This window comes from Pseudomonas sp. 8O, from assembly GCF_902506495.1.
Classification (GTDB): domain Bacteria; phylum Pseudomonadota; class Gammaproteobacteria; order Pseudomonadales; family Pseudomonadaceae; genus Aquipseudomonas; species Aquipseudomonas chaetocerotis.
In genome coordinates this window covers 235855-250960 of the sequence record NZ_LR733263.1, presented here as the reverse complement: position 1 = coordinate 250960, position 15106 = coordinate 235855, and the positions used below count along the sequence as shown (strand labels likewise).

11 protein-coding genes and 1 tRNA gene are annotated in these 15106 nt (G+C 63.6%); 8 read left to right on the top strand and 4 right to left on the bottom strand.

What is annotated here, in order from left to right:
* Positions 1–158 precede the first annotated feature (158 nt).
* The 5 genes from GV002_RS01160 (at position 159) to GV002_RS01140 (ending at position 5276) form a co-directional block, all read left to right on the top strand.
* The gene (locus GV002_RS01160; RefSeq protein ID WP_160016683.1) at positions 159–1826 is read left to right on the top strand and encodes a nitrite/sulfite reductase; all 1668 of its coding nucleotides are present in this window, start codon (positions 159–161) and stop codon (positions 1824–1826) included.
* Entirely contained in the window at positions 1823–2341 is a 519-nt protein-coding gene (locus GV002_RS01155; protein WP_160016682.1) for a DUF934 domain-containing protein, read from the top strand. Before GV002_RS01160 ends, GV002_RS01155 begins: the two co-directional genes overlap by 4 nt.
* Positions 2338–2691 carry a CidA/LrgA family protein gene (locus GV002_RS01150; RefSeq protein WP_017674822.1) on the top strand — a complete coding sequence of 118 codons (354 nt, stop codon included), beginning with the start codon at positions 2338–2340 and terminating at the stop codon, positions 2689–2691. The genes GV002_RS01155 and GV002_RS01150 overlap by 4 nt, the downstream gene beginning before the upstream one ends.
* Positions 2688–3371 (top strand): LrgB family protein, encoded by a 684-nt coding sequence (locus GV002_RS01145; RefSeq protein ID WP_160016681.1) that lies wholly within the window; start codon positions 2688–2690, stop codon positions 3369–3371. Before GV002_RS01150 ends, GV002_RS01145 begins: the two co-directional genes overlap by 4 nt.
* Positions 3372–3668: 297 nt before the next feature.
* Positions 3669–5276 (top strand): malate:quinone oxidoreductase, encoded by a 1608-nt coding sequence (locus tag GV002_RS01140; RefSeq protein WP_160016680.1) that lies wholly within the window; start codon positions 3669–3671, stop codon positions 5274–5276.
* Between the two features lie 420 nt (positions 5277–5696).
* On the opposite strand, the gene GV002_RS01135 is transcribed toward GV002_RS01140, so the two are convergent.
* Both GV002_RS01135 and GV002_RS01130 read right to left on the bottom strand, forming a co-directional pair.
* A tRNA-Asn gene (locus GV002_RS01135) sits at positions 5697–5772 on the bottom strand.
* A 215-nt stretch (positions 5773–5987) separates the two neighbouring features.
* Entirely contained in the window at positions 5988–7184 is a 1197-nt protein-coding gene (locus GV002_RS01130) for an amino acid aminotransferase (protein ID WP_143509988.1), read from the bottom strand.
* A 245-nt stretch (positions 7185–7429) separates the two neighbouring features.
* Between GV002_RS01130 and uvrB the strand changes: the two genes are divergently transcribed.
* Positions 7430–9445: an excinuclease ABC subunit UvrB gene (uvrB, locus tag GV002_RS01125; RefSeq protein WP_160016679.1), complete on the top strand. Its 2016-nt coding sequence runs from the start codon at positions 7430–7432 to the stop codon at positions 9443–9445.
* 354 nt (positions 9446–9799) lie between these two features.
* On the opposite strand, the gene GV002_RS01120 is transcribed toward uvrB, so the two are convergent.
* Together GV002_RS01120 and GV002_RS01115 are read right to left on the bottom strand one after the other, a co-directional pair.
* Positions 9800–11293 carry an MDR family MFS transporter gene (locus GV002_RS01120; protein ID WP_178094572.1) on the bottom strand — a complete coding sequence of 498 codons (1494 nt, stop codon included), beginning with the start codon at positions 11291–11293 and terminating at the stop codon, positions 9800–9802.
* A 49-nt stretch (positions 11294–11342) separates the two neighbouring features.
* Entirely contained in the window at positions 11343–12392 is a 1050-nt protein-coding gene (locus GV002_RS01115; protein WP_160016678.1) for an HlyD family secretion protein, read from the bottom strand.
* Between the two features lie 107 nt (positions 12393–12499).
* Here GV002_RS01115 and GV002_RS01110 point away from each other — a divergent pair, with 107 nt between their 5' ends.
* A complete protein-coding gene (locus tag GV002_RS01110; protein WP_059391720.1) occupies positions 12500–13420 on the top strand; it encodes a LysR family transcriptional regulator in 921 nt (306 codons plus the stop codon).
* Positions 13421–13453: 33 nt separating this feature from the next.
* Positions 13454–14935: a glutamate--tRNA ligase gene (gene gltX / locus GV002_RS01105; RefSeq protein ID WP_160016677.1), complete on the top strand. Its 1482-nt coding sequence runs from the start codon at positions 13454–13456 to the stop codon at positions 14933–14935.
* Positions 14936–15106 lie beyond the last annotated feature (171 nt).

The window sequence follows — 15106 nt, the reverse complement described above, 5'->3', positions numbered from 1 at the left end:
GCAGATATCGCCCTGCGACATCGCGCCGCGCCAATCAGTGCTCTGCGCCGGCCACTCTCGTCTCGATCTGATCCGGTTTTTTAAGGCTTTTCTGGCGCTGTTTTCGGTACACCCCAGGCAGGCATAGTCGACGCCCCGTGATCAGGAGGCCTGCCGGCATGTACCAATACGACGATTATGACCGCGCGCTGGTGCGCGAGCGCGTCGCCCAGTTCCGCGACCAGGTACAGCGGCGTCTGGCCGACGAGCTGAGCGAGGAGGAGTTCCTGCCGCTGCGCCTGCAGAACGGCCTGTACCTGCAGAAGCATGCCTACATGCTGCGTGTGGCGATTCCCTACGGCACGTTGTCAGCCAGGCAGATGCGCGCGCTGGCGCATATCGCCCGTGAGTACGACCGGGGCTACGGGCACTTCACCACACGGCAGAACATCCAGTTCAACTGGGTCGAGCTGGAGCGCGTGCCGGACATTCTCGACTGGCTGGCCGAGCACGACATGCATGCCATCCAGACCTCCGGCAACTGCGTGCGCAACATCACCACCGAAGCCTTTGCCGGGGTGGCCGCCGACGAGTACCTCGACCCACGCCCGTTGGCCGAGATTCTCCGTCAGTGGTCGACGGTCAACCCGGAATTCCTGTTCCTGCCGCGCAAGTTCAAGATCGCCCTGTGCGCGGCCGAACAGGATCGTGCAGCGGTGCAGGTGCATGACATCGGCCTGCAGCTTTACCGCGACCAGGCCAATGAACTGCGCCTGCGTGTGCTGGTCGGCGGTGGCCTGGGACGCACGCCGATCATCGCCCAGACTCTGCGCGAGGGCCTGCACTGGCAGGACTGCCTGTCCTACGTCGAGGCCATCCTGCGCGTGTACAACCGCCATGGTCGGCGCGACAACAAGTACAAGGCGCGCATCAAGATTCTGGTCAAGGCCCTCGGCATCGACGCCTTCGCCGCCGAGGTGGAGCGCGAGTGGCAGCCGATCAAGGATGGCCCGGCGCGCCTCACCGATGACGAGTACCAGCGCGTCGCCGCCTCCTTCCACAAACCGGCCTACGTGCCGCAGGACGCCCTCGACCTCGACTTCGGCACGCACCTGGCGCGCGACGAGGCCTTCGCCCGCTGGGTGTCGCGCAACGTCATGGCGCATCAGGTGCCTGGCTACCTCAGCGTGGTGCTGTCGACCAAACCAGGCATCAGTGCACCGCCCGGTGACGTCAGCGCCGAGCAGATGGAGACGCTGGCCGACTGGAGCGAGCGCTACGGCTTCGGCGAGATTCGCGTCGCCCACGAACAGAACCTGGTGCTGCCCGACGTGCGTAAGAGCGATCTCCATGCGCTCTGGAGCGAGGCGCAGGCGGCGGGGCTGGGCACGGCCAACGCCGGCCTGCTTACCGACATCATTGCCTGTCCCGGTGGCGACTTCTGCTCGCTGGCCAACGCCAAGTCGATCCCCATTGCCCAGGCCATCCAGCAGCGTTTCGACGACCTCGATTACCTGCATGACCTCGGCGATATCAGCCTGAACATCTCCGGCTGCATGAACGCCTGCGGCCATCACCATATCGGCAATATCGGCATCCTCGGCGTCGATAAGAACGGCAGCGAGTGGTACCAACTCACCCTCGGCGGCAGCCAGGGCCAGCAGGCGGCGCTGGGCAAGGTGATCGGCCCGTCGTTCGCCGCCGAACAGGTGCCCGAGGTGATCGAGCGCATCGTGCGTACCTACGTCGATTACCGAGAGGTGAACGAGGGCTTTCTCGACACCGTCCAGCGCATCGGCCTGGAACCGTTCAAGGAACGCGTGTACAGCCGCGAGGAGGTGGCATGAACAACCTGATTCGCCTGGTCGATGGCCAGGCCTGCATCGTTCGCGACGATCCCTGGCAACTCGACGCTGAGGGTGACGGACCCCTGATCCTGCCGTTGGCAGCCTGGCGCGAGCGGCAGCCTGCTGCGGTATTGGAGGGCAGGGCGGTGAGCGCCGACGGCCTGCTGTTGCAGGTGGATGACGAGCCGGAGGCGCTGCAGCCGTTTCTCGCCAGCCTGCCGCTGATCGCCATCGACTTCCCCAGCTTTCGCGATGGCCGTGGTTACAGCCAGGCCTACCTGCTGCGCACGCGTCTGGGCTGGCGCGGTGAGTTGCGCGCGGTGGGCGATGTGCTGCGTGACCAACTGGCGCACATGCGCCAGTGCGGCTTCGATGCCTTCGCCGTGCGCGCCGACAAATCGCTGGAGGATGCACTCAAGGGCCTGCAAGGGCTCAGTGTGTTGTATGGTCGCTCGGTTATCGAGCCGCGTCCGCTGTTTCGTCGGGGGCGCCATAAGGAGGAGTCGAGATCATGATGGTGCGTGGCCTGTTCTGGCTGGTATTGCTGCAGTTGTTCGGCGTAGCTCTCAATCACTGGCTGTTGCCGATGCTGCCGGCCTCGATCATCGGTCTGCTGCTGCTCTCGGTCTGGCTGATGTGGCGCGGCGCCGTGCCCGAGCCGCTGCAGCAGGCCGCCGGTGGTTTGCTGCCTTACCTGCCGCTGCTGCTGGCCGTGCCGGCGTCGGGGATCATGACCAGCAGTGACCTGCTGCTCGGCGAGCTGCCGGTGATCGCCACGGCGCTGGTGCTGTCGCTGCTGGTGACCGTGCCGTTCTGCGGCTGGCTGCTGCAGACGCTGATCCGCCGTCAGGAGCGCAAGGGATGACGCTGCTGACTCATCATCCGCTGTTCGCCATCGCCCTCACGCTGGCGGCGTTTCTGATCGCCGCCTGGCTCTATCGCCGCAGCGGCTGGCTGGTGCTGCAGCCGGTGCTGGTATCGGTGACGCTGATCGTCGCCACCTTGCTGCTCTGTGGGGTGGATTACGCCACCTACCGCGCCGGCGCCGAGCCCGTGGCCTGGCTGCTGGGGCCGGCCACCGTGGCCCTGGCAGTGCCGCTGCAGCACAACATCAAGCGCATCCGGCAACTGTTCTGGCCGGTGATGATCACCCTCACGGCCGGTGGTGCACTGTCGGTGGCGCTGACCCTGGCCATCGGCTGGGCGCTGGGCGCCGACTGGAGCGTGGTGATGAGCCTGGCGCCGAAGTTCGTGACCATGCCGATTGCCATGCCGGTGGCCGAGCAGATTGGCGGTGTCGCTTCGCTGGCGGCGGTGATGGTCATGCTTACCGGCGTGATCGGCACGGCCATGGGGCCGCTGCTGCTGCGCTGGGCCGGGGTGGATCACCCGGCGGCTCGTGGCCTGAGTTACGGTATCAACGCCCATGCCATCGGCACCGCGCATGCCTTGCAGGAAGGCGAGGAGTGCGGCGCTTTCGCCGCCCTGGCGATGAGCCTGCTGGGGATCGGCACCGCCTTGCTATTGCCACTGCTGTTGGCCTGATTCGGGCGGGATTCCGCCATTTCCAGGGGGCTCCTCCCGTGGATCTGGCGAGTTCCCGCCAGCCTGGAATCTGCTGTGTGGCAGAAAGCCGCATCGGGGCTGCTGAATCCTTTCAGCGGCACGCATATTGCTCCAGTCCGCGGCGCGATCGGAATACGCCCGCCAAGAGGCCTGGAAACACCCTTCCTCCCGCCGCGCCGCAGATCTGCGGCTATCGCCCATGTGCGGCCCAAACGGCCGCTGCCCGAAACCTTGCCTGCACGGCTGTTGTCGTCGTGCGATGAACTGGACTGTCCCATGAAAAAAATCCTGCTGACGCTGCTTTGTCTCAGCGTGATCGGTTGCTCCAAGCCCCGCGAGCCCGAGAAAACCGTCGACGTGCTGCTGATCGGCGCTGGCGTGATGAGCGCCACCCTCGGCACCTACCTCCACGAGCTGCAGCCGGACTGGAGCATCGAAATCTACGAGCGCCTCGACAAGGTAGCCGCCGAAAGCTCCAACGGCTGGAACAACGCCGGCACCGGCCACTCGGCGTTCTGCGAGCTGAATTACACCCCGGAAACCGCCGACGGTGGCATCGACATCAGCAAGGCCATCGCCATCAACGAGTCGTTCGAGATCTCCAAGCAGTTCTGGGCCACTCAGGTCGAACGCGAGGTGCTGAGCAAGCCCAAGAGCTTCATCAACATCACTCCGCACATGAGCTTCGTCTGGGGTGACGACAACGTCGAATACCTGCGCAAGCGCCATGCTGCGCTGCAGCATAGCAACCTGTTCCGTGGCATGGAGTTCACCGAGGACCAGGCGCAGATCGCGCAGTGGGTGCCGCTGGTCATGCAAGGTCGTGATCCGCAGCAGAAGGTCGCTGCCACGCGCATGGCCATTGGTACCGACGTCAACTTCGGCGAAATCACCCGTCAGCTGATCGACTCGCTGATCGGCAAGGAGCAGGCCAGCCTGCACCTGGAGCACGAAGTTCGCGACCTGCAGCGCAACGATGACGGCACCTGGCGCGTGACCGTGGCCGACCTGGCCAAGGACGGCGCCGAGCAGAGCATCAACGCGCGCTTCGTCTTCATTGGCGCCGGTGGTGGCGCGCTCAAGCTGCTGCAGAAGTCCGGCATCGAAGAAGCCGAGGGCTACGCGGGCTTCCCGGTCGGTGGCCAGTTCCTGATGACGCGCAACCAGGACATCGTGGCTCAGCACCTGGCCAAGGTTTACGGCAAGGCTTCGGTCGGCTCGCCGCCCATGTCCGTGCCGCACCTGGACACCCGTGTGATCGACGGCGAGAACGTGTTGCTGTTCGGCCCGTTCGCCACCTTCTCCACCAAGTTCCTCAAGAACGGCTCGCTGCTCGACATGTTCAGCAGCATGACCACCGACAACTTCATGCCGATGGCCAACGCCGGCATGGACAACTGGTCGTTGAGCACCTACCTGATGGGTCAACTGATGCTCAGCCAGGAAGACCGCATGGCCTCGCTGCGCGAGTACTTCCCACAGGCGCAGGATGCCGATTGGGAACTGATCAATGCTGGCCAGCGCGTGCAGATCATCAAGAAGGATGCCGAGAAGGGTGGCGTGCTGCAGTTCGGCACCGAAGTGGTGACCTCTGCCGATGGCAGCATCAGCGCATTGCTGGGCGCCTCGCCGGGTGCGTCCACTGCTGCGCCGATCATGCTGCACCTGATCGAGAAGGCGTTCGCCGACAAGGTCGCCACCCCTGAGTGGCAGGAGCGCCTGAAGGGCATCATCCCGTCCTACGGGCAGAAGCTGAACGATGACCTGGCGCTGACCAACCGCATTCGCCAGTGGAGCAGCGAGCGTCTCGAGCTGCAGCACATCGAAGTCGCGCCGGACGTTGAAATGGCCGCCGAGCCCGAGCCGGCTGCCGTGACGCTGTAAGGCCTCACGTTGCACAAGAACCCGCCCTGCGTCCTGCGCTCGGCGGGTTTTTTCTGGTTTTTCGCAGGCTGGTGAGAGTCCGCAGGCAATAAAAAACCCAGCGGTTAGGCTGGGTTCTTGAATTTGGCTCCGCGACCTGGACTCGACAGCGCAGCTGAACGCGCTTTAGCGCGGCCCCGGAGGGGTGTGCGAAGCGAATAACCTGGGACATGGTCCCTGGTGAGAGTCTGCAGGCAATAAAAAACCCAGCGGTTAGGCTGGGTTCTTGAATTTGGCTCCGCGACCTGGACTCGACAGCGCAACTGAACGCGCTTCAGCGCGGCCCCGGAGGGGTGAGCGAAGCGAATAACCTGGGACATGGTCCCTGGTGAGAGTCCGCAGGCAATAAAAAACCCAGCGGTTAGGCTGGGTTCTTGAATTTGGCTCCGCGACCTGGACTCGAACCAGGGACCCAATGATTAACAGTCATTTGCTCTACCGACTGAGCTATCGCGGAACAACGGCGCGTATGTTACTGATTAAAAAAGAGAAGTCAACACTTTGCCGCGATATCTATGTGGTCAGAATTCGGGGTGTTCAGCGGTGGTGTCGTGGGAGGGGCTTTAGCCGCGACAGCAGTGGTGGATCGCGGCTGAAGCCGCTCCTACAGTGACTGTTGGGGCATGCAAAAACGCCGGCTCATGGGCCGGCGTTTTTGTTTATCACTAGGGCTTACAGCACGGCGTGGATCGCGCGGGTAACGCTGTCCAGGTTGCCTTTGTTCAGCGCGGCGACGCAGATGCGGCCGGTGCCGACGGCGTAGATGCCGAACTCTTCCTTCAGGCGCTCTACCTGCTCCACGGTGAGGCCGGAGTAGGAGAACATGCCGCGCTGCTCGGCGACGAAGCCGAAATCGCGCTTGGCGCCCAGTGCGGCCAGTTGCTCGACCATGGCCAGGCGCATGCTGCGAATGCGGTCACGCATTTCGCCCAGCTCGGCTTCCCACATGGCGCGCAGCTCGGGGCTGTTGAGTACGCTGGCGACCACGGTGGCACCGTGGGTCGGCGGGTTGGAGTAGTTGGTGCGGATCACGCGCTTGAGCTGCGACAGGACGCGAGTCGACTCTTCACGGCTGCTGGTGACCAGCGACAGGGCGCCGACACGCTCACCGTACAGCGAGAACGACTTGGAGAAGGAGCTGGAGACGAAGAACTCCAGGCCCGACTCGGCGAACAGGCGCACGGCTTCGGCGTCCTGCTCGATGCCGTCACCAAAGCCCTGGTAGGCGATGTCGAGGAAGGGTACGTGCTCGCGCTCGCGCAGCACATCCAGCACGGCCTTCCAGTCTTCCAGCTGCAGGTCGACGCCAGTCGGGTTGTGGCAGCAGGCGTGCAGTACGACGATGGAGCGGGCCGGCAGGTTGCGCAGGTCTTCGAGCATGCCGCCACGGTTCACGCCGTTGCTGAACGGATCGTAGTAGCGGTAGTTCTGCACCGGGAAGCCGGCGGACTCGAACAGGGCACGGTGGTTTTCCCAGCTCGGGTCGCTGATGGCCACGGTGGCGTCCGGCAGCAGGCGCTTGAGGAAGTCGGCGCCGATTTTCAGTGCGCCAGTACCGCCCAGGGCCTGGGTGGTGATCACACGGCCGGCTTCGATCAGCGCAGCGCCCTTGCCGAACAGCAGTTCTTGCACGGCCTTGTCATAGGCGGCGATGCCTTCGATCGGCAGGTAGCCACGCGGCGCGTGGGCCTCGATACGCGCTTTTTCGGCTTCTGCGACGGCGCGCAGCAGCGGAATTCGCCCCTCCTCGTTGTAGTAGACGCCCACGCCAAGATTGACCTTGGTGGTGCGGGTGTCAGCGTTGAATGCTTCGTTGAGGCCCAGGATGGGATCGCGCGGAGCCATTTCGACGGCAGAGAAGAGACTCATGATGGGTGCGGCAACTCGAGTGAGGGGTGGGTGGCCAGGCGTCCCCGACAAAAGCGCTAGGGGGCGCGTAAACGGGGCGTTAGTATAACGGCCCTGAATCCAGGGGGCGACAGCGCAAAGCCCTGAATTAAGGCCTTTTGCCAGGTAATTTGACTCTACCTGGAACTATCGCTGAATCGCCCCGCAATTCATGGCTTTTGACGCAGTCCGAGAGGATGCGTCACAGCCATTTGTCGAGGTACTGCATGTCCGAGTTTCAGTTGGTGACCCGCTTCAAACCTGCCGGCGATCAGCCCGAGGCGATCCGGCAGATGGTCGAGGGGCTGGAGGCTGGTCTGTCGCACCAGACCCTGCTGGGCGTGACCGGCTCGGGCAAGACCTTCTCCATCGCCAACGTGATCGCTCAAGTGCAGCGCCCGACGCTGGTTCTGGCGCCGAACAAGACCCTGGCTGCGCAGCTTTATGGCGAGTTCAAGGCGTTCTTCCCGAACAATGCGGTGGAGTACTTCGTCTCCTACTACGACTACTACCAGCCGGAAGCCTATGTGCCGTCTTCGGACACCTTCATCGAGAAGGATGCCTCGATCAACGATCACATCGAGCAGATGCGCCTGTCGGCGACCAAGGCACTGATCGAGCGCAAGGACGTCATCGTGGTCTGCACCGTGTCATCTATCTATGGCCTGGGCAGCCCCGAGGAGTACCTGAAAATGGTGCTGCACCTCGACCGTGGCGACAAGATGGATCAGCGCGCGCTGCTGCGGCGCCTGGCCGAGCTGCAGTACACGCGCAACGATATGGATTTCGCTCGTGCCACCTTCCGCGTGCGTGGCGATGTGATCGATGTCTTCCCGGCGGAGTCGGATCTCGAAGCCATTCGCGTCGAGCTGTTCGATGACGAGGTGGAGAGTATCAGCGCCTTCGACCCGTTGACCGGTGAGGTGATCCAGAAGCTGCCGCGCTTCACCTTCTATCCCAAGAGCCACTACGTCACGCCGCGTGAAACGCTGCTGGAGGCTGTCGAGCACATCAAGGTCGAACTGCAGCAGCGCCTGGAGTACCTGCGTGGGGCGAACAAGCTGGTGGAGGCGCAGCGTCTGGAGCAGCGCACGCGCTTCGATCTGGAGATGATCCTCGAGCTGGGATACTGCAACGGCATCGAGAACTACTCGCGTTATCTGTCGGGTCGCCCATCCGGCGCGCCGCCGCCCACTCTTTATGACTATCTGCCGGACGAGGCGCTGCTGGTGATCGACGAGTCCCACGTCTCGGTGCCGCAGGTCGGCGCGATGTACAAGGGCGACCGCTCGCGCAAGGAGACGCTGGTGGAGTACGGCTTCCGTCTGCCTTCTGCGCTGGATAACCGACCGATGCGCTTCGAGGAGTGGGAGGCGGCCAGCCCGCAGACCATTTTCGTCTCCGCTACGCCTGGGCCATATGAGGGCGAGCATGCCGGGCGCGTGGTAGAGCAGTTGGTGCGACCGACGGGCTTGGTCGACCCGCAGATCGAGGTGCGTCCGGCGCGCACTCAGGTCGATGATCTGCTTTCGGAGATTCGTTTGCGCGTGGCGGCAGGGGACCGCGTATTGGTCACGACCCTGACCAAGCGTATGGCCGAGGATTTGACCGATTACCTGGGTGACCATGACGTCAAGGTGCGCTACCTGCATTCGGACATCGATACCGTCGAGCGGGTGGAGATCATTCGCGATCTGCGCCTCGGCGCCTTCGATGTGCTGGTGGGCATCAACCTGCTGCGCGAGGGTCTGGACATGCCCGAGGTGTCGCTGGTGGCGATTCTCGATGCGGACAAGGAAGGCTTCCTGCGTAGTGAGCGTTCGCTGATCCAGACCATCGGTCGCGCGGCGCGTAACCTCAACGGCCGGGCGATTCTCTACGCCGACAACATGACCGGATCGATGCAGCGCGCCATCGGCGAGACCGAACGGCGCCGTGCCAAGCAGATCGCCTTCAACGAAGCCAATGGCATCGTGCCCAAGGGCGTGCAGAAGGACGTCAAGGACATCCTCGAAGGTGCCGTGGTGCCAGGTTCGCGCAGCAACAAGCGCAAGGGCATGGCCAAGGCGGCGGAGGAGAGCGCGCGTTACGAGAACGAGCTGCGCTCGCCGAGCGAGATCACCAAGCGTATTCGTCAGCTGGAAGAGAAGATGTACGCCCTGGCGCGCGACCTGGAGTTCGAGGCCGCAGCGCAGTTGCGTGACGAGATTCAGAAGCTGAGGGATCGGTTGTTGCAGGTTTGATGTTGCCGCGTGGCGCGGGGTTGCCGTGTAGGAGCCCCGCCCCGGGGCGAAGCTTTTGGCTCTGCGGTGTTCTCTCGATTCGCCGCGTGGCGCGGCTCCGTCAGGGGGCGGTGACTGTGGAATGTGTGTAGGAGCGGCTTCAGCCGCGACAAACCATCGCCGCTAAAGCGCCTCCCACAAAGGTTGATACCGCAGACCGCGTAGCCCGGATGCAATCCGGGGCCAGCAGCCCGGGCTCCCCGGATTACATCCGGGCTACGGTCCTGTTCGAGCCCCGCCCCGCCCCGGCGCGAAGCTTTTGGCTTTGCGGTGTTCTCTCGATTCGCTGCGGGGCGCGGCTCCTGCAAAGTAGGTTCAATGCGCCGCGCTACCGCCTGCCATGTTCTGCGGCAGCTTTCGCGTCAGCAGGATTGCCAGCATGCTCACGCCCAGGGCGATGCCGATGAAATGGAAGGCGTCGTTGTAGGCCATGATGATCGCTTGTTCGTGCACGATCTGGCTGAGTTTGGCCAGGGCGGCCTGTTCGCTGCCCAGCGTCTGCGTCAGCAGGTGCAGGCGCTCTTCGACCTGCGGGTTGGTCGGCACGATGGATTCGCGCAGGTAGTCGAAGTAGACCTTGGCGCGTGCGTCGAGCAAGGTGGCGAGCAGGGCGATGCCGATGGCGCCGCCGAGGTTGCGCAGGATGTTGAACAGGCTGGAGGCCGAGCCGGCGTCCTGCGGCAGGATGTAGGCGGTGGCGATCAGTGAAACCGTGACCATCACCAACGGCTGGCCCAGGGCGCGGATGATCTGGATGTGCTGAAACTGTTCGCCGGCGAAGTCCAGGTTGAGTACCCCGGAGAAGAAGCTCGCCGCGCCGAACAGGGCAAAACCCAGGGCACACAGCCATTTCGGCGAGATGATCTTCATCAGCTTGGGCACCAGCGGAATCAGAAATAGCTGCGGCACGCCCATCCACATGATCACTTCACCGATCTGCATGGCGTTGTAGCCCTGGATCTGCGCCAGGTACAGCGGCAGTACGTAGATCGAGCCGTAGAGACCGACGCCCAGGCCCAGGCTGGAAATGCTGGCCAGGCCGAAGTTTCGTTCGCGCAGTACGCCGAGGTTGATCAGCGGGTGGGGGCGGTAGAGCTGCAGGATCACGAACAGGATCAGGCTGACCAGCGCGACGCTGCCGAGCCCCACGATCAGCTGCGACTCCAGCCAGTCCTTGCGATGACCTTCCTCGAGGAATACCTGCAGGCAGCCCAGGCCTAGACCCAGGGTGACGATGCCGGCGTAGTCGGTGGTCTTCAGCAGTTCCCAGTGCGGCGCCTTCTTTTCCAGGCCATAGAGCAGGCCGGCAATCATGATCAGGCCGGGCGGCACGTTGATGTAGAAGATGTATTCCCAGCCCCAGTTCTCGGTCAGCCAGCCGCCCAGCGTCGGGCCGATGGAGGGGGCGAAGGTGGCTGTGATGGCGAACAGGGCCATACCCTTGGCGCGGTGATGCTCGGGCAGTTTGATCAGCGTCATGGTGAACGCCAGTGGGATCAGTGCGCCGCCAGTGAAGCCCTGCAGTGCGCGGAACACGATCATGCTCTCCAGGCTCCAGGCCAGGGAGCAGAGCAAGGATGCGATCAGAAAGCCCACCGACACCCAAACCGCCAGGCGCCGCGCCGAGAGCAGCTGCACCAGCCAGGCGGTCAGCGGAATCATGATGATCTCGGCCACCAGGTAGGAGGTGGATATCCACGAGCCTTCTTCCAGCGTGGCGGACAGCGCGCCCTGGATGTCCTTGAGCGAGGAGTTGGTGATCTGGATATCCAGCACCGCCATGAAGGCGCCGAGCATGGCGCTCATCACTGCGATCCAGTCGCGGCGGCTGGGTTCCGCCGTGGGGCGGGTCAGCGCATCACCCGCCATGGTGTTCGTCGCCACGCAGGTCGACGCTGACTTCCACCGACATACCGGGGCGGATCAGACCGTGCAGCGGATTGTCGGCGGCGAAGGTCAGCTTGACCGGAATGCGCTGCACCACCTTGGTGAAGTTGCCGGTCGCGTTGTCCGGCGGCAGCAGGCTGAACTGCGCGCCGGAGGCGGCGAACAGGCTGTCGATGCGGCCTTCGATCGGCGTATCGGGGTAGCTGTCGAACAACAATTGGGCTTTCTGTCCCGGGCGCATGCGGCCGATCTGGGTTTCCTTGAAGTTGGCCTGGATCCAGATGTCCTGATCCGGCACCAGCGACAGCAGGTAGGCGCCGCTCTGCACCACCTGGCCTTCGCGCGCGGAGCGTTGGCCGACAAGGCCGCTGATTGGCGCATGGATTTGCGTGCGCGAGAGGTTGAGGTCGGCCTGTTCCAGGTCGGCCTGGGCGGAAAGAATCAGTGCGTCCAGGCGCTTGAGCTCGGCTTCCAGGCTGGCGATCTGCTGACGCTGAGCCTGTAGGTCGGCCTGGGCTTTGGCTACTTGCGAGCGGGCTACGCGGTTGTCGGCGGCCAGGGTAGTGACGCGTTCTTCGGAGACGTAACCCGGTTTGCGCAGGGCCTGTGCGCGGCCGAGATCGAGCCTGGAGCGGTCCAGTGTGGCCTGGCTGGCGGCGACGTCGGCCTGGCTGGCGGCAATCAGGCTGGCCTGCTGGTCGAGTTTGCTCTGCGCCTGGGCGCGCTCGGCCTGATGGGTTTGCAGAGCCGCGAGGGCGCGCTGGCGAGCCAGCCGGAAGTCGGCGTCCTCCAGAACGGCCAGCAGTTGGCCGGCCTCCACGTGTTGGTTGTCACGTACCAGTACTTTCTCGATTCGTGCGTTCAACTGGCTGGAGACGCGAGTGATCTCGCCCTGCACGTATGCGTTGTCCGTGCTCTCGTGGTAGCGACCGATCAGTAGCCAGTGGGCGAGCAGGGCGCCGGCGATCAACGCCAGCAGGATCACGAATACAAGAAGGCGGCGTTGCAGTTTGGCGGGCATGCTTGAGGCTCGGGATGCGTCGGAGAAATGTAAGTAAATTTAACAGCGTTCCCTTTTCGCTAGTAGACTCTCGGCTTGGCATGCTTTGTTGCGTATGAGGAACAATCATGGGGCTGGATGATGCTTTGATTTTCACCCGGGTGGTGGAGTGCCACAGTTTCACGCAGGCGGCGACCAGCCTGGGGATGCAGAAATCGACGGTGAGCCGGCGTATCGCGTTGCTGGAAGAGCGTCTTGGCGTACGTCTGCTCAATCGCACCACGCGCAAGTTGCGCCTGACCGAGGTGGGGCAGGCTTACTACGAGCGTTGCCGGCAGATCATGCTCGACTTCGCCGAGGCCGAGCAGGCAGTGATGCAACTGCAGCGCGAGCCGTCCGGACTGCTACGCATCACTTCACCGATCGAGTTCGGCCAGCTGTTTCTCGGGCGAGTGCTGGGCGAGTTCATGCGTCAGTACCCGCAGATCGACGCCGAGGTGGAGCTGACTTCGCGATCCGTGGACCCTCTGGAGGAGGGCGTGGATATCGCCATCCAGGTCGGCCAGCCGCAGGACTCCACGCTGATCGCGCGCAAGTTGTTCGAAAGTGGCCGGCGTCTGTGCGCCAGTCCTGCGTATCTCGCTGCGCACGGGACGCCGCGCAGCGTTGCCGGGCTGGAGGGGCATCGGGCGATACTCCTGCAGCATGACGCTCCGCGTTACTGGCCGCTGTTGGGCGAGCATCTGCCGTGCCAGCGGGTGATGACCTGCAACAACATCACCTTCGCCCGTGAGGCGACGCTGGCAGGAGCCGGGATTTGCGGGTTGCCGGTGATGATCAGTGAGGAGGCGGTGCGCAGCGGGCGTCTGGTCGAGCTGCTGCCCGAGGCGCGCCTGCCGGTGGGAGAGGTGTACGCCATCTACCCTTCGCGGCGCTTCCAGGCGATGAAGGTCAAGACCTTTCTCGACTTCCTCATCGCCAGCTTGCCGATCACCCGTGGCGGGTTGCTGGAGCCGGGGGCCGTCGGCCTGCTAACATCGCCCGCTTGATTCAAACCTCGTGTCTTCCTTCCGAGAGCATTCATGACCACCGTCCGTACCCGTATCGCGCCATCGCCCACTGGCGACCCCCATGTCGGCACCGCCTATATCGCGTTGTTCAACCTGTGCTTCGCTCGTCAGCACGGTGGCCAGTTCATCCTGCGCATCGAAGACACCGACCAGGTTCGCTCGACTCGTGAGTCCGAACAGCAGATTTTCGATGCACTGCGCTGGCTGGGCATCGAATGGGACGAGGGCCCGGATGTTGGCGGCCCGCACGGTCCGTACCGGCAGAGCGAGCGTGGCGAGATCTACAAGAAATACTCGGACGAGCTGGTCGGCAAAGGCCATGCCTTCCCGTGCTTCTGCTCAGCCGAGCGCCTCGACGAAGTGCGCGCGCAGCAGATGGCCAACAAGGAAACCCCGCGCTACGACGGTCACTGCATGCATCTGGAGCCGGCCGAGGCGCAGCGCCGCATCGCCGCAGGCGAGTCCCATGTGGTGCGCATGAAGGTACCGAGCGAAGGCGTTTGCGTGGTGCCGGACATGCTGCGTGGCAACGTCGAGATCCCATGGGATCGCATGGACATGCAGGTGCTGATGAAGGCCGACGGCCTGCCCACCTACTTCCTGGCCAACGTGGTCGATGACCACCTGATGGGCATCACCCATGTGCTGCGTGGCGAGGAGTGGCTACCGTCGGCGCCCAAGCTGATCAAGCTCTACGAATACTTCGGTTGGGAGCAGCCGGCGCTGTGCTACATGCCGCTGCTGCGCAATCCGGACAAGAGCAAGCTGTCCAAGCGCAAGAACCCCACCAGCATCACCTTCTACGAGCGCATGGGCTACCTGCCGCAGGCCATGCTCAACTACCTCGGCCGCATGGGCTGGTCGATGCCGGACGAGCGCGAGAAGTTCTCGCTCGCCGAGATGATCGAGCACTTCGACATCAACCGCGTGTCGCTGGGCGGGCCGATCTTCGACCTGGAGAAGCTGTCCTGGCTCAACGGCCAATGGCTGCGCGAGCTGCCGGTAGAAACCTTCGCTGCCGAAGTGCAGAAGTGGGCGCTCAATCCCGACTACCTGATGAAGATCGCGCCGCACGTTCAGGGCAGGGTGGAGACGTTCAGCCAGATCGCACCGCTGGCGGGCTTCTTCTTCTCCGGTGGCCTGAATCTGGACGCCAAGCTGTTCGAGCACAAGAAACTCTCGGCCGATCAGGTGCGCCAGCTGATGCAACTGATCCTGTGGAAGCTCGAGTCGCTGCGTCAGTGGGAAAAGGATCGCATCACCGGTTGCATTCAGGCGGTGGTCGAGCATCTGGAGCTGAAGCTGCGTGATGCCATGCCGCTGATGTTCGCGGCGATCACCGGCCAGGCCAGCTCGGTTTCCGTGCTCGACGCCATGGAAATCCTCGGCCCTGACCTGACGCGCTTCCGCCTGCGTCAGGCGCTGGAGTTGCTCGGCGGCACCTCGAAGAAAGAGGCCAAGGAGTGGGAGAAGCTGCTGGCCGCCATCGGTTGATGGCTTTGTAGGGGCGCTGTGTGCGCCAGGTGTCGTGCCGTTGAGCATCGGTGCGCGCGGCGTACCCTAGGGTCAGGTCGGCGTTTGATTGTCGGGTTGGCTCTAAGTAATTGTTCTAGTGGCAAAAACTTTGGGCTGGCAGGAAAAATGTTGTTGACAGCCATTCGGGGC